Consider the following 23,649-nt stretch of genomic DNA (forward strand, 5'->3'; position numbering starts at 1 on the left):
GGGATACCGCCCGCCAAATACTGTCGCTGCCGTAGGGCATGATGGAGGAATGAAGGGGCAGGAGCTAGCTGGCGGCACACTTGAGGCCGAGGCCATGGACCGGTTCAGCCGGCCGACCCGGGACTGGTTCCTCGGCGCTTTCACTGCGCCCACACCGGCGCAGAACGGTGCCTGGAATGCAATCTCCTCGGGCGCGCACGCGCTCGTGGTTGCCCCCACCGGATCCGGCAAGACCCTGGCCGCGTTCCTCTGGGCGCTGGACCGGCTGCTGGTGGCTGCCCCTGCCGAGCCGGAAGAGCTGCCCGGCCTGGCTCCTGCGAAGGGTGGCCGCCGGAAGGCCCCCAAGCGCAAAACCCGGGTGCTGTATATCTCGCCGCTCAAGGCGCTCGGGGTCGACGTCGAACGCAACCTGCGCGCCCCGCTGATCGGCATCACCCAGACCGCCAAACGCCTCGGCATGCCCGCGCCGCTGATCACTGTGGGCGTCCGGTCCGGGGACACCCCGGCGTCGGACCGCCGCGCCCTGCTGAGCAACCCCCCGGACATCCTCATCACCACGCCTGAATCCCTGTTCCTGATGCTCACCTCCAAGGCGCGGGAGACCCTCGCCGAGGTGGACACGATTATTGTCGACGAGGTCCACGCCGTCGCGGGCACCAAACGCGGCGCCCATCTGGCCGTATCGCTGGAACGCCTCGACGCGTTGCTCCCGAAACCTGCCCAGCGGATTGGGCTCTCCGCCACCGTGGAGCCCAAGGAACTGGTGGCCCAGTTCCTCGCCGGTTCCGCGCCGGTGGAAATTGTGGCCCCGCCCTCGAAAAAGACCTGGGACCTGACAGTTTCCGTCCCGGTGGAGGACATGTCGGACCTGCAGGGTGCCGCGGGTGCCTTCGACTCCGGCCCGGCGTCCGGACTGCAGCCGCAGGCCTCGATCTGGCCCCATGTCGAGGAGAAGATCGTAGACCTGGTGCTCGCCAACCAGTCCACGATCGTGTTCGCGAACTCCCGCCGGCTCGCCGAACGCCTTACCGCCCGGCTCAACGAGATCTACGCCGAACGGCAGCTGATGGCTGCCGCGGTCGGCGGGGAGGCTGCCGGCGCAGCACCCGGTGGCACTCCAGCAACCCCTGCCTCCACCGCGACCCCGGCGCACATGATGGCGCAGGCAGGGAGCACCGCCGGTGCAGATCCGGTTCTGGCCCGCGCGCACCACGGCTCGGTGTCCAAGGACCAGCGGGCCCTGATCGAGGACGACCTGAAATCCGGCCGCCTGCGCTGCGTCGTCGCCACGTCCTCCCTGGAACTCGGCATCGACATGGGCGCCGTGGACCTCGTCGTGCAAGTGGAGTCCCCTCCGTCCGTCGCCAGCGGGCTGCAGCGGGTAGGCCGCGCCGGGCACCAGGTGGGCGAGATCTCCCAGGGTGTGCTGTTCCCCAAGCACCGCGCCGACCTGGTGCACACCACCATCACGGTGGAACGGATGCTCGCCGGAAAGATTGAACGGCTCTACGTGCCCGCCAATCCACTGGACATCCTGGCCCAACAGACTGTGGCGGCCGCGGCCCTGGGGTCCATCGATGTGGAGGACTGGTTTGCCACGGTCCGCCGGTCAGCACCCTTCGCTTCGCTCCCCCGCTCCGCGTTCGAGGCCACCCTGGACCTGCTCGCCGGCCGGTACCCTTCCGACGAATTCGCAGAGCTGCGGCCCCGGATCGTCTGGGACCGCAACGCTGGCACGATCGAAGGCCGGCCCGGCGCGCAGCGGCTGGCCGTCACCTCCGGCGGCACCATCCCCGACCGCGGGCTTTTCGGCGTCTACATCATCGGCACCGAGGCGGAAGGCTCCGCTTCTCCCGGCACCGCAGGCGGCGACGGCCGGGCGGCGAGCCCGGCGGCGGCCGCAGCGAAAGGCGGCCGCCGGGTCGGCGAACTCGACGAGGAAATGGTCTACGAATCACGCGTCGGTGACGTGTTCGCCCTCGGTGCCACCAGTTGGAAGATCGAGGACATCACCCACGACCGGGTCCTGGTCTCGCCTGCCTTCGGCCAGCCGGGAAAGCTTCCGTTCTGGAAAGGCGACTCGCTCGGCCGCCCGGTGGACCTGGGCCGGGCCCTGGGTGCCTTCGTGCGCGAACTCGCCGCGTCCGACGTCGGGCCCGCCACGGAACGCTGCAAAGCCAGCGGACTGGACGATTTCGCCGCCAACAACCTGATCCAGTACCTGTCCGAACAGAAACTGGCCACGGAAGTGGTTCCGAGCGACACCACCCTGGTGGTGGAACGCTTCCACGACGAACTCGGCGACTGGCGGGTGGTGCTGCACAGCCCGTTCGGCATGCCGGTGCACGCGCCGTGGGCCCTCGCCGTTGGGCAGCGGCTGCACCAGCGCTATGGCATGGACGGGTCCGCGATGGCCGCTGATGACGGCATCGTGCTGCGCGTGCCCATGATGGAGGACGAACCACCCGGGGCGGAGCTGTTTTTGTTTGATCCGGAGGAACTTGAGCAGATCGTGACGGCGGAAGTGGGCGGCAGCGCCCTGTTTGCCTCCCGCTTCCGTGAGTGCGCCGCACGGGCACTGCTGCTGCCGCGGCAGACCCCCGGCAAACGACAACCGCTGTGGCAGCAGCGCCAGCGCTCCGCCCAACTGCTGGACGTCGCGCGGAAGTACCCCACGTTTCCGATCGTCCTCGAGACCGTGCGGGAATGCCTGCAGGATGTCTATGACCTTCCGGCGTTGAAGGACATCGCCGCGTCCGTCGAACGGCGCGAGCTGCGGATCCTGCAGACCACCACCCAGCAGCCGTCCCCCTTCGCCAAGTCCCTGCTGTTCGGCTACGTGGCACAGTTCCTCTACGAGGGCGATTCTCCGCTGGCCGAGCGCAGGGCAGCGGCGCTGGCGCTGGATTCGACCCTGCTCAACGAGCTCCTGGGCCGGGTGGAACTGCGCGAACTGCTCGATGCCAAGGTCATCGACGCTACCGAACTGGAACTGCAGCGGCTTGCCCCCGACCGGAAGGTCCGCGGGGTGGAGGGCGTTGCGGATCTGCTCCGCCTGCTGGGCCCGCTGACCCCGGAGGAAGTCGCGGCGCGGCTCGAGGCGGCCTCGACCGTCGCATCTGATGCCGTCGTGGCGGCTGTGCCGGCCGACGCCGGGCCGGCCGTGGGAGCGGACGCGACCGACGCCGGGCCAACCGTGGCAGCCGACGCGACCGACGCCGGGCCAACCGTGGCGGCGGACGCGGGAGCTCCGCTCGCCGATGCCGCCGGGCACCTCGCGGCACTCCGGCGTGCCAACCGCGCCATCGTGGTCAATGTCGGGGGTGCCGAGCGTTACGCCGCAGTGGAGGACGCCGCCCGGTTGCGCGACGCCATCGGCGTCCCGTTGCCTATGGGCGTTCCGCTGGCCTTTATTGAGCCGGTCGCCGACCCGCTGGGCGATCTCGTCTCGCGCTATGCGCGGACCCACGGGCCATTCACCTCGGCCGAGGCCGCCGCCCGGCTGGGACTTGGCGTCGCCGTCGTCGGCACCGCGTTGAAGAGGCTCGCCGCCGACGGTCGGGTGGTGGAAGGCGAGTTCCGGCCGCACGCCGCACCCCCGCCGGCTCCGGAAGCCGACGGCACCACCAGCGCCCCTGACCCGGATTCCACTACCACCAACGGGACCCAGCCCGCTCCCCCGGCCCCGTCGTTGACCGGTCTCAGCGAATGGTGCGACGCCGAAGTCCTGCGCAAACTCCGCCGCCGCTCGCTTGCCGCACTGCGGGCCGAGGTGGAGCCCGTGGATGCCTCTGCCTACGGCCGCTTCCTGCCGGCCTGGCAAAACGTTCGCGTGCCTGGCCAGCGCGGGCAGTCGGCGCTGCGCGGACTGGACGGAATCATCACAGCAGTGGACCAGCTGTCCGGGGTACCTATTCCGGCCTCGGCCTGGGAACCCCTTGTCCTTGCCGGCCGCATCGTCGATTACCAGCCCGCCATGCTCGACGAGCTTATGGCTGCCGGCGAAGTGCTCTGGTCCGGTGCGGGTGCCCTCCCCGGCAATGACGGCTGGGTGAGCCTCCATCTGGCTGATGCTGCCGAGTTGACCCTGAACCCCGCCATCGACTTCGAGCCGGGTGACGCCCAGCTCCGGCTCCTGGACCACCTGCGGAACAATGGCGGCGGCTACTTCTTCCGGCAACTCACCGACGTCGCCGGCGGGATGGATTCGGTACTCAGCGACCAGGACGTCGTTTCCGCGCTCTGGGACCTCGCCTGGGCGGGCCGGATCACCGGCGACACGTTCGCGCCGGTCCGGGCAATGATTGCCGGCGGCCACACTTCGCACCGGCAGGTTGCCCGCGCGCCGCGGGCACGTGCCCCGCGGCTGAGCCGGCTGGGCCGCGCCCACGGCACCGGTTTGCTCGGATCCCCCGGGCTGACCGGCGGGAAGTACGGCTCCGCAAGCGGCACCGCGCCCACTCCGCCGCTGGCCGCAGGCCGCTGGTCCGCACTCCCCGCGCCCGAGCTGGATGCCACCATCCACGCCCGGGCCACCGCTGAACTTCTCTTGGACCGGTACGGCGTCATCACCCGGGGCTCGGTCATGGCGGAAAACATCCTGGGCGGTTTCGGCCTGATGTACAAAGTCCTGGCCCGACTGGAGGAAGCCGGCCGGTGCCGCCGCGGTTACTTCATTGAGCACCTGGGCGCGGCCCAGTTCGCTGTTCCCGCCACCGTGGACCGGCTCCGCTCGTACGCCGAGGACACCCAGCTCCACAAGCCCGAGCCCGTCGCGTTGGCCCTCGCAGCGACGGACCCCGCCAACCCCTACGGCGCCGCCCTGCCTTGGCCTGCCCTCAACGTCGAGGCGGGAACCGGCCACCGCCCGGGCCGGAAGGCCGGAGCCCTGGTGGTACTGGTCGACGGCGCCCTGGTCCTGTATGTGGAACGCGGGGGCAAGACCCTGCTCGCCTTCAGCGAGGACACCGAGGTGCTCGCAGCAGCCGGCGCGGCCCTGGTGGGTGTGGTCACCCGGGGCGCGGTAGACAAACTGATCATGGAAAAAGTCAACGGCCACGGCATCCTCGATACCCCCGTCGCAGCGGCACTGGCCCATGCCGGGGCTTACTCCACGCCCAAGGGGCTGAGAATCCGTGCCTGAGGGTGATTCGGTCTTCCGCGCAGCCGCCCAGCTTCACGCGGCACTGGCCGGCCAGCAGCTGACCTCCTCCGACTTCCGAGTGCCCCGGTTCGCCACCCTCAAACTGGGCGGCTGGACCGTGATAGAGGTGATCCCGCGCGGCAAGCACCTGCTCATGCGGCTGGAAGGCCCGGCACGGCCGGGATCCAGCGGACCGGCGGAGCCGCAACGTCTGACGATTCATTCCCACCTCAAGATGGAGGGCACCTGGCAGGTGTACCCGCCGGGTGGCCGCTGGCGAAAACCCGGATTCACCGCCCGCTGCGTGCTGCGCACCGCCGCGGCGGACGCCGTCGGCTTCTCACTCGGCATCCTTGAGGTGGTCCGCAGTTCAGAGGAGGACTCTGTCGTGGGCCACCTTGGACCGGACCTGCTGGGTCCGGATTGGGACCTGGCCGAGGCGGAACGGCGGATCCGCGCCGCGCCGGACGTGCCGATCGGCGTCGCGCTGCTGGACCAGCGGAATCTGGCAGGGATTGGCAATATCTACCGCTGCGAGGCCTGCTTCCTTTCCGGCGTGCACCCGGCCACCCCGGTCTCGGACGTGCCGGACATCGCCGCCATGATCATCGACGCCAAAGTGCTGCTGGAAGCCAACCTGGGCCCCGGCCGCCGGACCACCGTCCTTAACCAGCGCGGCGCCATCGTGGGCCGCAGCTCCGGATTGCCCGGCTACTGGGTTTACCGGCGCGAACACCAGCCCTGCCTGAAGTGCCGGACACCGGTACGGCGCGGCGTCCTGGCCAAGGCCACCGGCACCGAAGAACGCGACATCTACTACTGCCCCACGTGCCAGCCGTCCCCGGGCACCGGCCCGGCACAGTAACCCCGCGACGCGGAAACGACTCCGCGACACCCTAAGTTCTGACGGCGCCCGAATACCAGTCTCGAACGGACTCGTGCGCCGCGCGGAGAACTTCGGGCATCGTCAGCATGGTGGAGGGCCGGCCGGGAAGTGGCATTCGTGCAGGGTCGCGGACCTTGGGCCTGGTGCATTTGGCCAGGACCCGGGTCGCGGACCTTGGGCCTGGTGCATTTGGCCAGGACCCGGGTCGCGGACCTTGGGCCTGGTGCATTTGGCCAGGACCCGGCGTCGTCCCACAGAAGGGCTCCGGGCAGGGCTCAGGTCGCGGCTCAGGGGACGGCGGTTGCCGGATCGGCTGCCACCCCGGCGGGCACCGCCTTCTCCGGCTCCGGCACGGTGAACCGCGGCAACAGCAATTGCACCAGCGGCCCGATCGCCAGGGCGTAGAGCACGGTTCCGATGCCGACCGAACCGCCGAGCAGCCACCCCGCGGCGAGAACGACGATTTCAATGCCGGTCCGGGACGTCCGCACGGACCAGCCCGTCCGCCGGGCGAGCCCGGTCATCAGGCCGTCCCGTGCACCGGGCCCCAACCGGGCACCGAGGTAACAGGCGGAAGCAATGCCGTTCAGCACAATGGCCCCGGCAAGCATTCCGGCCTGCCCACCGAGGTGGGAGATTCCGGGAATCACGGCGAGCCCGACGTCGGCAAAGACGCCCACCAGCACGGCGTTGCACAAGGTGCCCACCCCCGGCCACTGGCGCAGGGGAATCCACAGGAGAAGCACCAGGAAGCTGACGATCACCACCACGGTGCCGATGCTCAGCCCGGTTTTGACCGCGAGGCCCTGGTGGAACACATCCCACGGGTCCAGGCCGAGTCCGGCACGGATGAACATGGCCAGGGATATGCCGTACATGGCGAGGCCGACAAAGAGCTGAAAGAGCCTGCGGGTCATCATGCCACCCATCCTCTCCGAGAACTGGCCTTGTAATCCATAGCCAGTTTGAAATACTGGTCCTATGCCAGGATCGCTCAGTCCCCGTTCGCTAAACCGGCTGCTCGGCCGATGGAACCGCGGCACGGGCGCCGCCTACCGGGAACTCGCCGACGTCATCCGCTTGCTGGTCCTCGATGGCCGCGTGCCGCTGGACGTCGCGCTGCCCAGCGAACGGGCCCTGGCCGAAACACTCGGCACCAGCCGGACAACCGTCACCGCCGCCTACGCCCAGCTGCGCGAGCAGGGTTTCCTCAGCAGCGGGCAGGGCAGCCGCGGCCGGACATGCATCCCGCAAATCACTCTTCCGGGGGGTGGCAACGGCGGCGGGGCACACCTTAGCGGCGCCCCGGGCCTGGCCGTTCCCGACGGGATCCTCGACCTCGCCTACGCCTCGTTGCCCGCCAGCGGCGAGGTGGTCCACCGGGCCTTCGCCTCCGCCCTGACCGAGCTTCCGGCGCTCCTGCCCGGCTTTGGTTACGACGCACTCGGGGTCCGCCCGCTCAGGGACGCCATCGCACGGCACTATGCGGCGGCCGGCGTACCCACCACCGCGCAGCAGATACTCGTGACCTCCGGTGCCCAGCACGCCCTGAACATCGTGTTGCGTACACTGGCCGGACGGGCTGACAAGGTCCTGGTGGAGCATCCCAGCTACCCCAATGCGCTTGACGCCATCCGGGCCGCGGGCTGCCGGCTGGTTCCGGTGGCCATGCCGGCCGCGCGCGGCGGGACCCGGTCCGATCCGTCTTCGGGCGGCCGCCCGGGCTGGGACGTGGCGGCGATCGAAACCGCGCTCTTGCAACAGCGGCCGGCGATGGCCTACGTGGTTCCCGACTTTCACAACCCCACCGGCCGGCTGATGTCCGATCCCCAGCGCCGCCGGCTGGTCCGCGCCGCGGCCACAGCCGGAACGATTCTGGTAGCGGATGAAACCCTCCGGGCGTTGAACCTCGACGGCGCCGAGTCCACACCGCTGGCCGCCTTCAGCCCCGCCGTCGTTTCCATCGGCTCGCTCAGCAAGTCGCACTGGGCCGGCCTGCGGACCGGATGGATCCGGGCCGAGGAGCCCCTGATCCAGCGCTTCGCCGCAGCGCGCACCACCATGGACCTTGGCGGCCCGGTGGTGGAACAGCTCGCCGCGGCCCATCTGGTTAACGCTTTGTCCGAGCCGCTCCCGGCCCGGCTGGCCACGCTGCGGGAGAACCGGGACGCGCTGCTGGACCTGATCGCGGAACGCTTGCCGGGCTGGCAGAGTGAACGGCCCGACGGTGGGCTGTCCGTGTGGTGCCGGCTGCCGGCCCCCATCAGCACGGCCCTGGCGGTGGTGGCCCCGGACTTTGGCATCCGGCTGGCGGCCGGCCCCAGGTTCGGCACCGGCGGTGCCTTCGAGCACTTTCTCCGGGTGCCCTTCACGTTGCCCCCGGACCAGCTCCACACCGCGGTGGAGGCGCTGCGGGCAGCCCAGTGCCGGGTGGAAACTTCCCCGCAACTGCGCAGCAGAACAGGACCCACGCCGGCGACAGCCATCGCCTGACCCCGGGCCCACCCGCCCCCGAGCCCCCGCCCCCGCCACCACGCCCACGCCCACGCCCCGGCCCATTTCGACGGTTCCCTGCCCACCCGACGCTGAGAACCATCGAGTGCGCAGGGAACCGTCGAAGCGGCGGAGGAAACGGTGTAGGTGGGTACGGCAAAGTAGAATGGACCGGTGATGCAATCCCCTCTGCCCGTGCGCGACGGCGTCAACGCGACCCGTCTCCGCCTTCCGGACGAGGGGCCGTGGGACACCGCTCTGGACTACATGATGCACCGCTGGGGGCACATCGACCCGCAGGGCATCGAGGACCGCTTCGATGCCGGCGAGATCGTGGGCGCGGCCGGCATCCCGTTGGACCGCAGCACCCCGCTCCGGCACCACACGTTCATCTGGTACTACCGCACGCTGCCGCCGGAGACCCGCATCCCGGTGGAACTGAGGATCCTGCACCAGGACGAGAACCTTCTTGTGGTGGACAAGCCGCATTTCCTGCCCACCACCCCCGGCGGCACCTACATCCAGGAGTCGGCGCTGGTCCGGCTCCGGAACCAGCTGGGGCTGCCAGACCTGATCCCCATGCACCGGCTGGACCGTATGACGGCCGGAATCCTGCTGTTGTCCACCAATCCCGAGACCCGGGGAAACTACCAGGTGCTTTTCGAGAAGCGCCAGGTCCAAAAGGAGTACGAGTGCGTGGCCGCGGCCCACCCCGCGCCCGGACACCCTGCCGTCGACTTCCCCATAGTGGTCCGGAACCGGATGACCAAGTCCCGCAGCTACCTGCTCGCCGAGGTGATCGACGGCGAGCCCAACGCCGAGACGAGGATTGAGCAGCTGCGGACCTTCGACGGACCCGCCCCGGAAGCACCCGACGGCGGCCCCGCCCGCCGGGCCGTGTACCGGTTGGAGCCGCACTCGGGCAAGACCCACCAGCTCCGGGTGCACATGGCCTCGCTGGGGCTGGGAATCGTCAATGACGCCTTCTACCCGGAGCTGCTGGACAAGGCTCCGGACGATTACTCGAAGCCGTTGCAGCTCCTGGCCCGGGGGATCCGGTTCGTGGACCCCATCACCCGGAGGCCGGTGGAGTACCGCAGCGGACTGGAACTCAGCGAGGCCGGCTGAGGCTGCCACAAATCTGACCCGGGACGGTAAAATCCGGCATGGACCGGAGCGGAGCCGGAAGTGCGGTACCTTGTGCCCATGGACTTCGGCAACGCTGACAGCTGGGGGGACGCGATCTATTTCTGGATCATCCCGGTTGTCATGGGCGATGCCCTCTTCCCGCCCATCCCGTCCGAGATGGTGGTCATCACCGGCGGTGCGCTGTCCGCCATTGGCCGGGCCAACCCGTTCCTGGTGGTGCTCCTCGCCGCCGGAGCGTCCTGGTTCGGGGACATCCTGGTGTTCCAGCTCTTCAAACGGCGCCTGAGCCATGTCCTGGACCGCTGGCGGTGGGGCCGGGCGTTCCATCAGGCCGTCCATTCGGCTCTTGGCAAGGCGGGCCGGTCCACCACATACGGGGCCATCATCGGTATCCGCTTCATCCCGGGCGGACGGCTCGCCACGACTGCCGCCGCCGGGATCGCCAACGTCTCCACCCGCGGATTCAGCCTCTGCGCGGCTCTGGGCGGACTGCTCTGGGCCAGCTGGTCCGTCGGCCTCGGCTACGCGACCGGTGCGGCCACCGGGTTGCCGTTCTGGGCGAGCTCACTGATCGGCGTCGGCGTAGGCGTCGTGATCGGCGCCGTCGTGGGCATCATTGTCACACGCAAGCGCGGCAACCGCTCCCCCGTGGTCGACGGGCCCGACGAGGAGCTGGACTTCTAAGTCCGGCAGCCGGCTCCTAGACGGGCGCCCAGCGGCCACGGTTGCGCCGGAGGACCAGCAGGTTCCCGGTCACCGCGACGCGTTCGACGGCGTCGCGCATCATGGCTGCCGACTCCAGCGCCTGGCTGTTCTCACCGCTGTGCGAGGTGGGCTCCACGAGGAAGCGCAGGTTCAACTGCGGAACGCCGCCGGCCAGGTCCAACTGGTTCGCCTCGACATGGTGCCGCGTCTCCAGCGCTTCGACGGCGGCGGCCATAACGGCCTCGGGCAGGGTGCCCGGCTTGAGCCCGGTAATCTTCAGTCTGGTCTGGAACGACGGCATACACCTACCCTATCGGGACGTGCCGCCGGACCCTGCCCGGCCTAGCCGGTGTTGCGCAGGCCCGCCGCCACGCCGTTGACCGTGATGAGCATGGCGCGCTGGAGGCGTTCGTCGATCTCACCGTTGGGCATGTCCTCCCCGGCGGACTCGGCACGCACCCGGCGCAGGAGCTCCACCTGGAGGTAGCTGATCGGATCGAGATATTGGTCGCGGATCTCCAGTGAACGCTTCAGGGTGGGCTGCGCATCGAGCAGCAGGTTCTCGCCGGTCAGGTTCTGGATCTCGCTGACAGTCAACTCGTACTCGGCCCGGATGGCGGAGAAGAGGTGGTGCAGTTCCGCCGGCACCAGGGTGGACACGTAGTAGCCGGCGATATCCATGTCCGTCTTCGCCAGTGTCATCTCAACGTTGGAGACCACGGAGCGGAAGAAGTGCCAGCCGTCCATCATCTCCACCAGCTGGGCGGCGTTGCCTGCCTCGCGGGCGGCCCTCAGCCCGGAGCCCACACCGAACCAGCCCGGCACGATCTGACGGGACTGGGTCCAGCCGAACACCCACGGGATGGCCCGCAGGCCTTCGAGCCCGGCCCCCGAATCGGGCCGCTTGGATGGCCGGGAACCGATATTGAGCGACCCCAACTGTTCCACCGGGGTGGATGCCACGAAGTAGGCCGGCAAATCGGGGTCATCGATCAGCGTCCGGTACCGGTCGAAGGCAGCATCGGAAATGATATCCATGACGTACCCGTAGCGTTCGCGCTGATCCTCCGAGGTGCGCGGGGTGCGGTGCAACGCCGAGCCCTGCAGTACCGCCGCCAGCGATAGCTCCAGGTTCTCGCGGGCCAGCTCAGGCAGGGAGTACTTGTCCGAGATGACCTCACCCTGCTCGGTGAACTTGATCTCGCCTTCCAGCACCCCGTTCGGCTGGGCCAAGATGGCGTCATAGGTGGGCCCGCCACCCCGGCCCACGGAACCGCCGCGGCCGTGGAACAGGCGCACCCGGACGCCGTGTTTCGCCGCGATGTCCCGGAGTTTGCGCTGGGTCTTGTGGATTTCCCACTGGCTGGTCATCACGCCGGATTCCTTGTTGGAGTCCGAGTAGCCCAGCATGATTTCCTGGACGTCCCCGCGCAGCCGCACCAGCTCGCGGTAGGAGGGATCGGAGAGCAGCTCGTCCACGATCTCGGCCGAGGCCCGCAGCTCCTCCACGGTTTCCAGCAGCGGAGCGAAGCCGATCCTGGCATACGGGTCAGCGCCGAAGAGATTGACCAGCCCGGCCTCGCGGGCCAGCACGGCGGCGGCCAGGACATCGTCGGCGCCGCGGGTCATCGAGATGATGTAGGTCTCGATCACGTCCGGGCCGTAGGTGCGCAGCGCCCGCCGGATCTCGCGGAAGACGTCGTAGGTGCCGTCGGCCGCGCCGTCGAGCTTGATCGGGTGGCCGGAAAGCGGGCGGCGGGAGGCGAGCTCTGCTCCCAGCACCTCGATCCGCTCCGCCCGGCTCAGCTCGGTGTACCGGAGGCCGGGCCCGCCGAGGCGGTCCATCAGCTGCCCCACGGCGTCGTGGTGGTAATCCGCGTGTTCGCGGATGTCCAGGGTGGCCAGGTGCAGCCCGAAGGAGGCGATGGCGCGGCGGGCCCGGGCCAGGGCGCCGTCGGCGGCGAGCGCGGCGTGGTGGTTGCGGAGCGAGCGCTCCAGCAGGCCCAGCTCGGTGAGGAGCTCCGCGGTGGCGGCGTAGTCGCGGCCGGGCTCGTGCGCAGACCCGGCCGCGACGCGCCGGGCGGTGTTCAGCAGCTTGGCCTTGATGCAGGTGAGCTTGAGCCGGTACGGCTCCTGGGCGTTGAGCTCCAGGACCCGGCGGTCCAGACCCGGAAGATTCCCGAGGTCGACGTCGATCGAGTCGAGCAACGCCTGGTCCGCACCGGCGAGCGCCGTTGAGTTGGACAGGATGGAAATCAGTCCGTCAATGAGGCCGATACTGATCCGGACTGCATGCTGGTTCTGGATCTGCAGAATGTCCCGGGTGACCGCCGCGGTGACGTTGGGGTTGCCGTCCCGGTCACCGCCGATCCAGGAACCGAAACGGATGGGCGCCCGTTCTGAGGGAAGGGTGACGCCGTGTTCGCCGAGCAGATCGGAGAAGTCCGAGAGCATCTCCGGCAGGGCGTCGCCCAGGATGCCGGTGAGGTAATAGATCGCGTTGCGGGCCTCGTCCACCGGAGTGGGCCGGACCTGGCGGAGTTCATCCGTCTGCCACATTTGGTCGATCACTTCCGCCAGGTGGCGGTCCTGCCGGCGTCGTGCGGCGGTGTCCTCCGCCGTGCTCTCAGCGAGGATGTCCGAGAGCCGGCGGACCTTGTCAAGGACGGACCGGCGGGACGCCTCGGTGGGGTGCGCGGTGAAGACCGGCCGGACATCGAGTTCGTTCACAACCTCCTGCAGGACCGCCGGGCCGGCTTGGCCGGCGACGTCGGCGACGGCTTTGGCCAGCCAGCCGTCCTTTTCCTGCCGGGTGCGCAGGCCCCGGACCCGGTGTACCTGCTCGGCTGCGTTGGCCAGATGGAAGTAGAACGCAAACGCGCGGACCAGGTCGGTGGCCTGGTCCAACGGCAGCGACCCGAGCAGTTCGCGGACCTGGGCGACGACATCATAGGAACTCCACGGGCCGGTCGCATCTGCCCCGCCGCGGGCAGCTTCCTTGGATTCCTTCGTCAGCAGACGCACCTGCTCCACCAGGTCAAGAAGTTCCGGGCCGTGCTGGCGGACCAGGGATTCGCCGAGAAGAGTGGAGACCCGGCGGACATCGGCGCGCAGCTCGGCGGCAAGATCGGCGGCGGAATTCGTTGCAGTGTCGGCCATGGAAACAATCCCTCAGGGTTGGACTTGGCTCGTACACTGCGCTGGATACTGTGAGCCGGGTTACTTGTACCCATGGATGCTACCCGGCCTCCGGCCCCGCGGGGAATCCGCCCCTGTTAGCCGGGCGTCCGGCGGAGCTCGATCCGTCCCTCGCTGATCCGGGTCTCATAGGCGGGCTGCGGGCGGGTGGCCGGGCCCCGGACGACGCTTCCGTCGTCCAGACGGAACGTGCTTCCATGCCAGGGGCACGTGACGCAGCCGTCAGCAATATCCCCCTTGTCCAGGGGGCCGCCCATGTGGCTGCACACACTGTCCAGGGCCTTGATAGCGGAACCGGATCGGTACAGGAGCACCGAGACTTTGCCCACCTCAACCTTGCGGTGGCCGCCGTCGGGCAGGTCGCCGTCGTCAAGCACCGGCGTCCACTGCGACGGTCCGTTCCGGTCAGCCGTCTTGTTCACGTTCACCGCGTTGGCGTAACTGAGGTGGCCGCCGAGGAACCCGCCAAACATCAGGATGCCAAACCCTGCCAGGCCGAAAGACTTGCCGAGCCCGCGGTGTCCCGCCACGCGCGCCACCGCAGAAGCGGTATACAGGCCGAGCGCTACGGTGTTGGCCGCGGCGTGCACCAGGCCCACCCGGCGCGGCTTTCCCTGGGTATCGGACCAGTCGTTGAGGCCGGTTGCCGCCGTGGGAACAGCGCCAGCGATGCCCACCCACACGAGGAGGTCGGCTGCCGGCTCCGACGCCTTGCCGCCCACCGTATCCAGGATCGCCGCCATGCTCCAGGCGCCGATGGGAATGTCGGTGAGGAGGGGGTGGACCGGATGGCCGATGATGGTGCCGCTGAGAATGTTCCGCACAGCACGCGGGTGCACCGCTGTGCCGACGGCCCCGGACACGGCGGCCGCAAACCCGTCCAACCGGTCAAAGCGCTCAATGGAAGCGACAAGGGAATCTAGCGGGTTCATAACGGCTCCTGTGCCTTGGGGCTGGGATGGGACTGCGCAGAACGGGGTGCTCCGTGTTGTCCATCGGAGAAGTCACGGTTGGAAGGACGCGCTGCCGGGCGGCAGATGGACACAGTGTTCCACCCTCCCGCGGCGGGATCAAGGCTCAGGAGCTCACCGGGCAACTTTGAAGGTGAAGTCCGCGTTGCCGAAAGCCCCCCAGAGCCGCAGCCAGACCGGCAGCAGCATCTCCGTGCCACGGGCGGTGGTGATATCGGCCAGGTCGATGATGTCCCGGCGGCCGAGGTCCGCCAGCAGTCGGGCTGCCACCGTCTTGGTTTGCGGAGCCTGCGGCGGCCAGGGCAGGCAGGGACCCCATACCGCTGGTGGCGTTGACCATCACCTCGCTGCCGGCCTTACCGGCCGCCGCGGGATCCCGCGGGATCCCGTGGACAGACTGGTCTATGTACCATGAAGCTATGACGCCCGCCGCAGCCACAGCCTTCCTGGCCGCCGGATCCCTGGCCATGCGGACCCCGGCCGGGCAGGCCAGGGACAGGACCAAGGTGACGGCTTTCCGGCTCTTTTATGCCCACGGCCTCCGGGCAGCCGGCATCGACACAATCATCGCTGAATCCGGGGTGGCCAAGGCCACCTTCTACAAGTACTTCCCAGCCAAGGACGACCTGATCCTCGCCTACCTCGAGCAGGTGGACGGCGTCTGGACCGGGCAGTTGCATGCCGCCGCCGAGGCCGCAAGCCTGGAAGGAACCCGTGACCATCGCACCCACCGGTCCTGACGCCCGCTTCGCCCGCTGGCAGCGTTTCCGCAAGAACCGCAACGACGCCCTTGCCGGTGAGTACGGGTGGCTCACCCTGACGTCGTTTTCGTGGTTGACGGAGAGTCCGGCCGCCGTCGACCTCGTGCCAGGCGTGTGGTCCACGGACGGCACCACGGCGTTTCTCACCGCCGCCGCCGCCGACGGGCTGACGCTCGTGGACACCGGCGGCGCGGTGGACGGCACCATCAGCGCGGGGCTGTCCGACGAGGAGTCCCTGATGTGGGTGCAGTTCGGCGGGCCGGACGGCCGGCAGGTTGTGGTGGAGCTCGCCATGCGGGCCGGCCGTTACGCGCTCCGGACCCGGGATTCGCAGTCGCCGGTGTTCACCGGGTTCGACGGCGTCCCCACCTTCGACTACCGGCCCGACCTCGTCGTTGAGGCGCGTTTCCACCCCAACCCGGAGCCGGTGGACATGCCCATCGCCACCGCCAACCCGCTGGTGGACGGGGTGCACCGCTCGGTGGGCGAGCTGGTGTTCCGGCTGCCGGGCAAGGACCACGAGTTCCGGCTGCAGGCCGAGGAGGAGAAGCTCGGCGCCCTGACGGTAACGTTCCACGACGAGACCAACGGCGCAGGGCCGCCCGACAAGGCAACGGCCGAATGGCGGAAGGTCTCCACCACCCGGCCGCGCGTCGATGATCAGGGAAATCTTACGGTGATCCTGGACTTCAACCGCGCCATCAATTACCCCAGTGCCTTCACCCCCTACGGGACCTGCCCCATGCCGGTGAAGAACAACAGCCTGGACTGCCGGATCGAAGCCGGGGAAAAGGACCCAGTATCTTTCTAGTCCGCGGCTAGACGATCGCGGACACCCCGGTCACCGCCCGGCCCACGATCAGGGTGTTGATCTCATATGAACCCTCGTAGGTGTAGATCGCCTCGGCGTCGGCGAAGATCTTGGCCATGCGGTAATCGGTGACGATCCCGTTGCCGCCCAGCAGCGACCGGCCCATCGCCACCGTCTCGCGCATCCTGGCGCTCACATAGGACTTCGCCAGCGCCACCTGCGGCATGTCCGCCGCGCCGGCATCCTGCAGCTGCGCGATCCGGACCATCATCCCCATGCTCGCCACCGCGTTGCCGAGCATCGTCACCAGCTGCTGCTGGACCAACTGGAACTTCGCCAGTGGCCGCCCGAACTGCCGGCGCTCGACGGCGTACTGCCGGGCGACGTCGAATGCCGCCAGCTGCTGCCCCACACCCTGCCAGGCCACCATGATGCGTGAACCGCGCAGCAGTTCGTTGGTGTCCTCGAAGCTGTTGATCCCGGCAAAACGGTCTGCCTCGGCCACCTGGACGTTGTGAAAGACGATGTCGGCGTTCTGTACGGTGCGCAGCGCGATTTTATTCTCGATCCGGCTCCTGCTGACCCCCGGCAGGGTGGCGTCGACAATGAAACCGCGGATGCCGCCGCCGGCCTCGTCGCGGGCCCAGACAAGCATGTAGTCGCAGAACGTCCCGTTCCCAATCCACCGCTTGACGCCGTTGAGCACCCAGGTGTCACCGCCGTCGGGCGCTCCGCCGGGAACGCGGCGGGCAGTGGTCTCCATGCCGCCGGCGACGTCGGACCCATGCTCCGGCTCGGTCAGCGCAAACGCCCCGGTGGTCCGCAGGTTCGCGGCGTCCGCCAACAGGCGCGCCTTCTGCTCCTCGGAGCCGAATCCGTAGAGCGACTCAACGAAGAGATCGTGGTGGACCAGGAAGAAAGTTGCCAGCGACGTGTCCACCCGGGTGATCTCCGCGATCACCAGCCCGGCGAACAGGTTGCTGTAGCCGCGTTGTGCCGGCGCGCTGAGCTCCAGGGCCGCCAGTTTGGGCAGGATGTGCGCAGGGAACTCGGCCTTGTTCCACCAGTCCGCGGCGAACGGCGCCACCTCGCGGGCCAGGAATCCGCGCAGCTCGGCCAGCTTCGCCTGCTCCGCGGCGTTGAGCATCGACTCGAAGCCAAAGAAGTCCGCAGTGGGCAGCCCCGCAACCGGATCAGCGGCAACCGGCGGGTCACCGAGCCCGGCCTGCATCACTTCGGCCCCATCCGGATGGCCCCGTCAAGGCGGATGGTCTCGCCGTTGAGCATCGCGTTATCAACGATGTGGGCGGCCAGGTTCGCGTATTCAGCGGGCCGGCCCAGCCGGGACGGGTGCGGCACCTGGCGCCCCAGGGAATCCTGCGCCTCCTGCGGCAGCCCGGCCATCATGGGCGTCTCGAAAATACCCGGGGCGATCGTCACCACCCGGATGAGCGACCGTGCGAGTTCCCGGGCGATGGGCAGCGTCATGGCGTGCACTGCGCCCTTGGAGGCGGCGTAGGCCGGCTGGCCGATCTGGCCGTCAAAGGCGGCAACGGACGCGGTGTTGATGATGACGCCGCGCTCCGGACCGCCCAGTCCGGTCACGGCCGGTTCGGTGGCGGCCATCGCGGCGGCCGCCAGGCGGATGACGTTGAAAGTCCCCACCACGTTAATTTGGATGACCTTGTTGAAGGTTTCCAGCGGCAGCACGCCGTCACGGCCCAGGACCTTGCCGGGCGTCGCGATCCCGGCGCAGTTGACCACGATCCGCAGCGGACCGAGGGCGGCGGCGGCGTCGACGGCGGCTTGGACCTCGGCTTCGCGGGTGACATCGGCGGGCACGAAGACCGCCCGGCGGCCCGTCAGCTCCGGACTGTCGCCCCGGGGGGCCTCCGGCTTATTGCCGCCGGCGTTCGCGTCAGCAGCGGGCCCGGCATTCAGCTCCGCGGCGAGCGCATCGCCGGCGGAGCCTGGCAGGTCCACCAGCACCACCGAGGCACCGGCAGCGAACAGCCGACGCGCCGTCGCTGCCCCCAGGCCCGAGGCCCCGCCCGTAATCAGCGCAACTGTACCTTTGATGTCCATGCATCCTCCTTGATGTGGCACCGGAACCCGCCACGACACTGCGGGCAGCGTCCTGAACCGACGGGGAACGTTAGTTAGTGAATGTTAACTGGAATGGCCGCTTAAAGCACCTTTGCCCCGCAACGCACGGCCGCTACTAGGCTGGACCCATGATCCCCGCCGACCTGCCCGCCGTCCCCGACTGGTCCTTCCGGGCCGACGAGGCGGCCCGGTCGGTGACCAGATTGTTCGGGCAGCGGCTCTTCTTCCTGCCGGGCACCCATATCGCCGCAATCGAGCGACCGTCCGGCCGGGTCAGGAACCTGGGTCGGCCTTGGCACTACTGGTGGCAGGCGCACTATGTGGATTGCCTCGTGGACACCGGACGCCGCGAACTGGGCCCGGCAGGCAGCCCCGGAACGCGATTCGACGGCGCGCACCGGCCCAGCGCCGGCCGGCTTGCCTCCCGGCTGGTCACCGGTATCCGGCTCCGCAATCTCCTCACCGTCGTCAACGGCTATTACGACGACATGGCCTGGCTGGCGTTGTCCACGCTGCGCCTGGAGGGCCTCGCGAGGGACAGCCGCAAGAAAGCCGGCCGCCGCCGCAACGCCAGGGTCCTGCGGAGCCTCACGCTGCAATTCGCGTCGGCCTCCACGGACGACCTCGGGGGCGGCATCTTCTGGAGCAAGAAGCGCGATTTCAAGAACACTCCGGCCACGGCGCCGGTGGCGTTGTACTACGCCCGGACCGGCGATGCGGCCAGGGCGCAGGCCCTGCAGGACTGGCTGGACGCACGCCTGCTCGACTCCGAACAGGGCCTCTACCGGGACGGACTCCGGATCGCTCCCGGCGGCGAAGTGGTGCTGGAAAGTGCCATCTACACCTACAACCAGGGCCCCGTGCTTGGTGCGCTGCTGGAGCTCGGCGGCGCCACCAACCTGGCCAGGGCCGCCGCACTCGTGGCGTCCGTAGCGCGCTCTCTTACCCTCCCGGCGTCGGTTCTGGGCCGCCACGTCCAGGTGCTGCGCTGCGAGGGCACCGGAGACGGCGGTTTGTTCACCGGCATCCTGGGCCGTTACCTGGCCCTCGCCGCCGTCGATGGGCGGCTGCCGGCGGAGACCCGGGCGAGCGCCGCGGCCCTCGTGAACGACACGGCCGCCGCCCTCTGGGCCGGCCGCCGGGCTCTATCGGCACAGGAGCCCCTGGCCCGCGGGGGAAACCGGCTGGTGTTTTCCAGCCGCCCCGAAGTACCGGCGAGGCGCGCCTACCCGGCGGGCGCCGCCGTCGAACTATCCACCCAGCTGCAGGCCTGGATGATCCTGGAGGCCGCTGCCGCCATTGCCGGCCGGAGCAGGGGCCCGGCGGCCCGGGCGCAGGCGAAACCGCCGGAGCGGCCCGCCGGATCCGCCACCAATTAGGTCACGCAATAGTTTCGTAATTGATGTGATCCTCATCACAAATGGGCCGCTCAGCTTGGTTGCTTAGGTTTGGCTAACCTACAGTTTTTCGTAGTGAGCATGCCCTAACTTCCCCCGCTCACAGGGGGCTAGGGTTCCCAAGACCTTCCTCCAGAAAGCAGCCCCATGAAGATCCGCACCAACGCGCTGGCAGGTATCGCACTTGCCGCCACCGCCGCGCTCGGCCTGGCCGCCTGCGGCTCCGGCGCCTCCACCACTTCCGGCGGCAGCGCCGCCGCTGACGGCAAACCTGCCGGTGAGATCACGGTTTACAACGCCCAGCACGAGTCCCTGACCAAGGAATGGGTGGACGCCTTCACCGCGGAAACCGGCGTCAAGGTCACCATGCGGCAGGGCTCGGACACCGAGATGTCCAACCAGATCATCCAGGAAGGCCAGGCCTCCCCCGCCGACGTCTTCCTCACCGAAAACTCCCCGGCCATGGCCCAGGTCGAAAACGCCGGACTCTTCGCCGATATCGACAAAGCCACCGTCGACCAGGTGCCCGCCGAATTCCGCCCGTCGACCAACAAGTGGACCGGCATCGCTGCCCGCTCCACCGTACTGGTCTATGACAAGGCCAAGCTGAGCGAAGACCAGCTGCCGGCCTCCATGCTGGACCTGGCCAAGCCGGAGTGGAAGGGCAAGTGGGCGGCGTCGCCCTCCGGCGCCGACTTCCAGGCCATCGTCTCCGCGCTGCTGGAACTCAAAGGCGAAGCCGCCACCGAGGAATGGCTCCAGGGCATGAAGGAAAACTCCAAGGCCTACAAGGGCAACAGCACGGCCATGAAGGCGGTCAATGCCGGCGAAGTCGATGCAGCACTGATCTACCACTACTACTATTACGGCGACCAGGCCAAGACCGGCGAGAACTCCCAGAACGTCACCCCGCACTACTTCAAGAACCAGGATCCGGGCGCCTTCGTGTCCGTCTCCGGCGGCGGTGTGTTGAAGTCTTCCAAGAATGCCGCGGCGGCCCAGGCCTTCGTCAAGTTCATCACCGGCAAGAAGGGCCAGGAAGTCCTCAAGAACGGCACGTCCTTCGAATACGCCATCGCCTCCGACGTTCCGGCCAACGAGAAGCTTGTCCCGCTTCCGGAACTGCAGGCACCCACGGTGGACCCGGCCAAGCTCAACTCCGCAAAGGTCACCGAGCTGATGACCAAGGCGGGACTGCTGTAACCCAAGTGAGTACCAAGCTGGCGGCTCCCGCACCATCCGGGGGCACGACGACGGCGGGCAGGGGCAAAAGCCCCCGCCCGCCTTTCGGCGTTTCTGTTATCTCAGTCCTGGCGGTCCTGATCGCCCTCTTCGCGCTGATTCCCCTGGGCTATGTCATTGTCATGACCGTGGCCACCGGATGGGAAACGGCCATGGAACTGATCTTCCGGGAACGCGTCGGCATGCTTCTGCTGAACACGGTGCTGCTGATGCTGATCACCGTCCCGCTGTGCCTCATCCTGGGTGTGGGCGGCGCGTGGCTGGTGGAGCGCACCCACCTGGTGGGGCACACCTGGTGGGCCGTACTGCTCGCAGCCCCCCTGGCCATTCCGGCCTTCGTCAACAGCTACGCCTGGGTCTCCGCAGTCCCCTCGCTCGAGGGCCTGTGGTCCGGCGTGCTGATCGCCACCCTGTCTTATTTTCCGCTGGTCTACATTCCGGCCGCGGCCACGCTGGGCCGGCTGGATCCGGCCATTGAGCAGTCCGCCGCGTCCCTTGGCCTGGGCGCCTGGCGAACCTTCTTCCGCGTCGTGCTGCCGCAGCTGCGCATCGCGATGACCGGCGGGGCGCTGTTGGTGGCCCTGCACCTGCTGGCCGAGTACGGGGCGTTCGCGATGATCCGGTTCGATACCTTCACCACCGCGATCATGGTGCAGTACCAGTCCACGTTCAACGGCACCGCGGGGAACATGCTGGCCAGCGTCCTGGTGTTCCTCTGCCTGCTCCTGCTGCTCGGTGAAGTGCGCAGCCGCGGCAGCGCCCGGTATGCACGGGTGGGTTCCGGCGCCCAGGCCCGCGCCCTCCGCCTTCGGCTGCACGCCTACCAGCTCCCGTCCCAGCTGCTCCTCATTGCCCTCACCGGACTGGCCTTCGGCCTTCCGCTGACTTTCGTCCTGCGCTGGATTGTTGCCGGCGGCGCGGACATCTGGGCTGCGGACGAGTTCGTGCCGGCCCTGCTGCAGACCCTGATGTACGGCGCGTCCGGGGCCCTGGCCACCACCGTCGTCGCGTTCCCGATGGCCTACCTCGCCGTGCGCCACCCCAGCTGGTTCAGCAAGGCCCTCGAGCTGTCCAACTACATCACCAGTTCCATGCCGGGGATCGTGGTGGGCCTGGCCTTCGTGACGGTCAGCATCAAGACCGCACCCAATCTCTACCAGACCTCGGCGCTGCTCGTCGGGGCCTATGTGCTCTTGTTCCTGCCGCGCGCGCTGGTAAACCTCCGTTCCGGCCTGGCGCAGGCGCCGAAGGAACTCGACGAGGCCGCGCAAGCGCTCGGCAAGCCGCCGCTGCTGGCCTTCCTCCGGGTGACGCTGCGGCTGACAGCCCCCGCCGCGGCGGGTGGCGCCGCGCTGGTGTTCCTGGCGATCGTGAACGAACTGACGGCAACGCTCCTGCTTTCGCCCAACGGCACCCGGACGCTTGCCACCGAGTTCTGGAGCAAAAGCAGCGAAATCGACTACGCCGGCGCCGCGCCCTACGCTCTGCTGATGATCCTGATTTCGGCACCGATGACCTACCTCCTCTTCCAGCAGTCCAAGAAAGCAGCGGGACAGTGACCGATTCCAGCCCTTCCCGGCTCCCGGAACCGCGGGTCGCCGCGTCCGTCGCCACCAGCACCAACAGCCATCTGCAGATTGACGCTGTCACCAAGACCTTCGGCCCCCAGGCTGTCCTCAAGGGCGTGAACCTCTCCGTAGCCAAAGGCGGCACGACGGCGATCGTGGGGCCGTCCGGCTCCGGCAAAACCACGTTGCTGCGGTTGATCGCCGGTTTTGAACACCCGGACACCGGCAGCATCTCGCTCAACGGCGCCAAGGTGGCCGGCGACGGCGTCTGGGTCCCGGCGCACAAACGGCACGTGGGCTACGTGGCACAGGACGGCGCCCTGTTCCCGCACCTGAACGTCGGGCAGAACATTTCATTCGGGCTGGACGCCGCCAAGCTCCCCGGCGGCCACCGCGGAGCCCGGGACCGGGTGGCCGAACTGCTGGCAATGGTTTCGCTGGACCCGGCCATGGCCAGACGGCGCCCGCACCAGCTCTCCGGCGGGCAGCAGCAGCGCGTGGCCCTGGCCCGGGCCCTCGCCCGCGAACCGGAACTGATGCTCCTGGACGAACCGTTCTCCGCCCTGGACGCCGGCCTGCGCGTGGCAACCCGCCGCGCCGTGGGCAAAGTGCTCCAGGACGCCGGCGTCACCACCATTTTGGTCACCCACGACCAGGGCGAAGCGCTGTCGTTCGCGGACCAGGTCGCGGTGATGCGCGGCGGACGGTTGGCCCAGATCGGGAACCCGTTCATCGTCTACACCCGCCCCGCGGACCGGGCCACCGCAGAATTCCTGGGCGACGCCGTCATTCTGGACGCCTGGATGGAAGGTTCGCTGGCCACCTGCTCGCTTGGCGGCATCCCCGTCCGGCGGCCCCCGGCGCAGGGCCGGGTCCAGCTCATGCTCCGGCCGGAGCAGATCCGGATCGCCGAGGACGGGCCCATCCGGGGCGTTGTCGTGGACACCGATTACTTCGGTCCGGAAACCACGGTGCGGCTCAAGCTCGCCGTCCCGCCCGTCCTGGCGGCCGGTGCCGTCGCCGACCACCGCTACCCCGGCGGCGGTGAAATCATTACCATCCGGCACTGGAACGCCTCGATCGCCCGCCCCGGCACGGAGCTGTGCCTGCGCGTCGTCGGTGAGGCCGTGGCCTTCCCGATGGACGACCGGCCGTCGGCCTAGCGGCAGCGGACCCGCTGGGTGGCGTTGAGCCGGGTTGCCTCCCCGCATAGGGTGGT

At 68.8% G+C, this 23,649-nt stretch carries 18 protein-coding genes; 11 read left to right on the plus strand and 7 right to left on the minus strand.

Annotated features, from left to right (window positions below):
- The first annotated feature begins 49 nt into the window (after positions 1-49).
- The gene (locus RCH15_RS11330; RefSeq protein ID WP_326960760.1) at positions 50-5,143 is read left to right on the plus strand and encodes an Lhr family ATP-dependent helicase; all 5,094 of its coding nucleotides are present in this window, start codon (positions 50-52) and stop codon (positions 5,141-5,143) included.
- Positions 5,136-6,008, plus strand: coding sequence for a DNA-formamidopyrimidine glycosylase family protein (locus RCH15_RS11335; RefSeq protein WP_326960761.1), 873 nt, complete (start codon positions 5,136-5,138; stop codon positions 6,006-6,008). The genes RCH15_RS11330 and RCH15_RS11335 overlap by 8 nt, the downstream gene beginning before the upstream one ends.
- A gap of 308 nt (positions 6,009-6,316) precedes the next feature.
- Here RCH15_RS11335 and yczE read toward each other — a convergent pair whose 3' ends face one another.
- Positions 6,317-6,949 carry a membrane protein YczE gene (gene yczE / locus RCH15_RS11340; RefSeq protein WP_326960762.1) on the minus strand — a complete coding sequence of 211 codons (633 nt, stop codon included), beginning with the start codon at positions 6,947-6,949 and terminating at the stop codon, positions 6,317-6,319.
- A 61-nt stretch (positions 6,950-7,010) separates the two neighbouring features.
- On the opposite strand from yczE, the gene yczR reads away from it, so the two are divergent.
- From yczR to RCH15_RS11355, 3 genes are all read left to right on the plus strand, one after another.
- Entirely contained in the window at positions 7,011-8,522 is a 1,512-nt protein-coding gene (gene yczR, locus RCH15_RS11345; RefSeq protein WP_326960763.1) for a MocR-like transcription factor YczR, read from the plus strand.
- A 177-nt stretch (positions 8,523-8,699) separates the two neighbouring features.
- Positions 8,700-9,650, plus strand: a complete 951-nt coding sequence (locus tag RCH15_RS11350) for an RluA family pseudouridine synthase (RefSeq protein WP_326960793.1) — start codon at positions 8,700-8,702, stop codon at positions 9,648-9,650.
- Between the two features lie 78 nt (positions 9,651-9,728).
- Positions 9,729-10,355, plus strand: coding sequence for a DedA family protein (locus tag RCH15_RS11355; RefSeq protein ID WP_326960764.1), 627 nt, complete (start codon positions 9,729-9,731; stop codon positions 10,353-10,355).
- A 16-nt stretch (positions 10,356-10,371) separates the two neighbouring features.
- Here the strand turns inward: RCH15_RS11355 and RCH15_RS11360 are convergent, their stop codons facing one another.
- The 4 genes from RCH15_RS11360 to RCH15_RS11375 form a co-directional block, all read right to left on the minus strand.
- Positions 10,372-10,677, minus strand: a complete 306-nt coding sequence (locus tag RCH15_RS11360) for a hypothetical protein (RefSeq protein WP_326960765.1) — start codon at positions 10,675-10,677, stop codon at positions 10,372-10,374.
- 41 nt (positions 10,678-10,718) lie between these two features.
- Complete coding sequence (gene ppc / locus RCH15_RS11365) at positions 10,719-13,535, minus strand: phosphoenolpyruvate carboxylase (protein ID WP_326960766.1); 2,817 nt, start codon at positions 13,533-13,535, stop codon at positions 10,719-10,721.
- A gap of 116 nt (positions 13,536-13,651) precedes the next feature.
- The gene (locus RCH15_RS11370) at positions 13,652-14,506 is read right to left on the minus strand and encodes a Rieske (2Fe-2S) protein (RefSeq protein WP_326960767.1); all 855 of its coding nucleotides are present in this window, start codon (positions 14,504-14,506) and stop codon (positions 13,652-13,654) included.
- A 153-nt stretch (positions 14,507-14,659) separates the two neighbouring features.
- A complete protein-coding gene (locus RCH15_RS11375) occupies positions 14,660-14,815 on the minus strand; it encodes a hypothetical protein (RefSeq protein WP_326960768.1) in 156 nt (51 codons plus the stop codon).
- Between the two features lie 149 nt (positions 14,816-14,964).
- Here RCH15_RS11375 and RCH15_RS11380 point away from each other — a divergent pair, with 149 nt between their 5' ends.
- Both RCH15_RS11380 and RCH15_RS11385 read left to right on the plus strand, forming a co-directional pair.
- Positions 14,965-15,285, plus strand: coding sequence for a TetR/AcrR family transcriptional regulator (locus RCH15_RS11380; protein ID WP_326960769.1), 321 nt, complete (start codon positions 14,965-14,967; stop codon positions 15,283-15,285).
- The gene (locus tag RCH15_RS11385) at positions 15,260-16,117 is read left to right on the plus strand and encodes a DUF1684 domain-containing protein (RefSeq protein WP_326960770.1); all 858 of its coding nucleotides are present in this window, start codon (positions 15,260-15,262) and stop codon (positions 16,115-16,117) included. The genes RCH15_RS11380 and RCH15_RS11385 overlap by 26 nt, the downstream gene beginning before the upstream one ends.
- Before the next feature lie 7 nt (positions 16,118-16,124).
- Here the strand turns inward: RCH15_RS11385 and RCH15_RS11390 are convergent, their stop codons facing one another.
- Together RCH15_RS11390 and RCH15_RS11395 are read right to left on the minus strand one after the other, a co-directional pair.
- Positions 16,125-17,348: an acyl-CoA dehydrogenase family protein gene (locus RCH15_RS11390; protein ID WP_326960794.1), complete on the minus strand. Its 1,224-nt coding sequence runs from the start codon at positions 17,346-17,348 to the stop codon at positions 16,125-16,127.
- Positions 17,348-18,202, minus strand: a complete 855-nt coding sequence (locus RCH15_RS11395) for an SDR family NAD(P)-dependent oxidoreductase (protein WP_326960771.1) — start codon at positions 18,200-18,202, stop codon at positions 17,348-17,350. The genes RCH15_RS11390 and RCH15_RS11395 overlap by 1 nt, the downstream gene beginning before the upstream one ends.
- A 149-nt stretch (positions 18,203-18,351) precedes the next feature.
- Here RCH15_RS11395 and RCH15_RS11400 point away from each other — a divergent pair, with 149 nt between their 5' ends.
- The 4 genes from RCH15_RS11400 to RCH15_RS11415 all read left to right on the plus strand — a co-directional run bounded on the left by RCH15_RS11400 (position 18,352) and on the right by RCH15_RS11415 (position 23,593).
- Positions 18,352-19,602 carry a glycoside hydrolase family 76 protein gene (locus tag RCH15_RS11400; RefSeq protein ID WP_326960772.1) on the plus strand — a complete coding sequence of 417 codons (1,251 nt, stop codon included), beginning with the start codon at positions 18,352-18,354 and terminating at the stop codon, positions 19,600-19,602.
- A 165-nt stretch (positions 19,603-19,767) separates the two neighbouring features.
- A complete protein-coding gene (locus RCH15_RS11405; protein WP_326960773.1) occupies positions 19,768-20,823 on the plus strand; it encodes an iron ABC transporter substrate-binding protein in 1,056 nt (351 codons plus the stop codon).
- Positions 20,824-20,828: 5 nt separating this feature from the next.
- On the plus strand, positions 20,829-22,421 hold the full coding sequence (locus tag RCH15_RS11410; protein ID WP_326960774.1) for an ABC transporter permease: 1,593 nt from the start codon (positions 20,829-20,831) through the stop codon (positions 22,419-22,421).
- A complete protein-coding gene (locus RCH15_RS11415) occupies positions 22,418-23,593 on the plus strand; it encodes an ABC transporter ATP-binding protein (RefSeq protein WP_326960775.1) in 1,176 nt (391 codons plus the stop codon). Before RCH15_RS11410 ends, RCH15_RS11415 begins: the two co-directional genes overlap by 4 nt.
- Positions 23,594-23,649 lie beyond the last annotated feature (56 nt).

The organism is Arthrobacter sp. MP_M4 (assembly GCF_035984855.1).
GTDB lineage: Bacteria > Actinomycetota > Actinomycetes > Actinomycetales > Micrococcaceae > Arthrobacter.

What these genes read in the sequence shown, in the direction of transcription:
- RCH15_RS11330 (WP_326960760.1), top strand. Translation starts at nt 50, where the DNA reads ATGAAGGGGCAGGAGCTAGCTGGCGGCACACTTGAGGCCGAGGCCATG.
- yczE (WP_326960762.1), bottom strand. Translation starts at nt 6,949, where the DNA reads ATGATGACCCGCAGGCTCTTTCAGCTCTTTGTCGGCCTCGCCATGTAC.
- yczR (WP_326960763.1), top strand. Translation starts at nt 7,011, where the DNA reads ATGCCAGGATCGCTCAGTCCCCGTTCGCTAAACCGGCTGCTCGGCCGA.
- RCH15_RS11350 (WP_326960793.1), top strand. Translation starts at nt 8,700, where the DNA reads ATGCAATCCCCTCTGCCCGTGCGCGACGGCGTCAACGCGACCCGTCTC.
- RCH15_RS11355 (WP_326960764.1), top strand. Translation starts at nt 9,729, where the DNA reads ATGGACTTCGGCAACGCTGACAGCTGGGGGGACGCGATCTATTTCTGG.
- RCH15_RS11360 (WP_326960765.1), bottom strand. Translation starts at nt 10,677, where the DNA reads ATGCCGTCGTTCCAGACCAGACTGAAGATTACCGGGCTCAAGCCGGGC.
- ppc (WP_326960766.1), bottom strand. Translation starts at nt 13,535, where the DNA reads ATGGCCGACACTGCAACGAATTCCGCCGCCGATCTTGCCGCCGAGCTG.
- RCH15_RS11370 (WP_326960767.1), bottom strand. Translation starts at nt 14,506, where the DNA reads ATGAACCCGCTAGATTCCCTTGTCGCTTCCATTGAGCGCTTTGACCGG.
- RCH15_RS11380 (WP_326960769.1), top strand. Translation starts at nt 14,965, where the DNA reads ATGACGCCCGCCGCAGCCACAGCCTTCCTGGCCGCCGGATCCCTGGCC.
- RCH15_RS11390 (WP_326960794.1), bottom strand. Translation starts at nt 17,348, where the DNA reads ATGCAGGCCGGGCTCGGTGACCCGCCGGTTGCCGCTGATCCGGTTGCG.
- RCH15_RS11395 (WP_326960771.1), bottom strand. Translation starts at nt 18,202, where the DNA reads ATGGACATCAAAGGTACAGTTGCGCTGATTACGGGCGGGGCCTCGGGC.
- RCH15_RS11400 (WP_326960772.1), top strand. Translation starts at nt 18,352, where the DNA reads ATGATCCCCGCCGACCTGCCCGCCGTCCCCGACTGGTCCTTCCGGGCC.
- RCH15_RS11405 (WP_326960773.1), top strand. Translation starts at nt 19,768, where the DNA reads ATGAAGATCCGCACCAACGCGCTGGCAGGTATCGCACTTGCCGCCACC.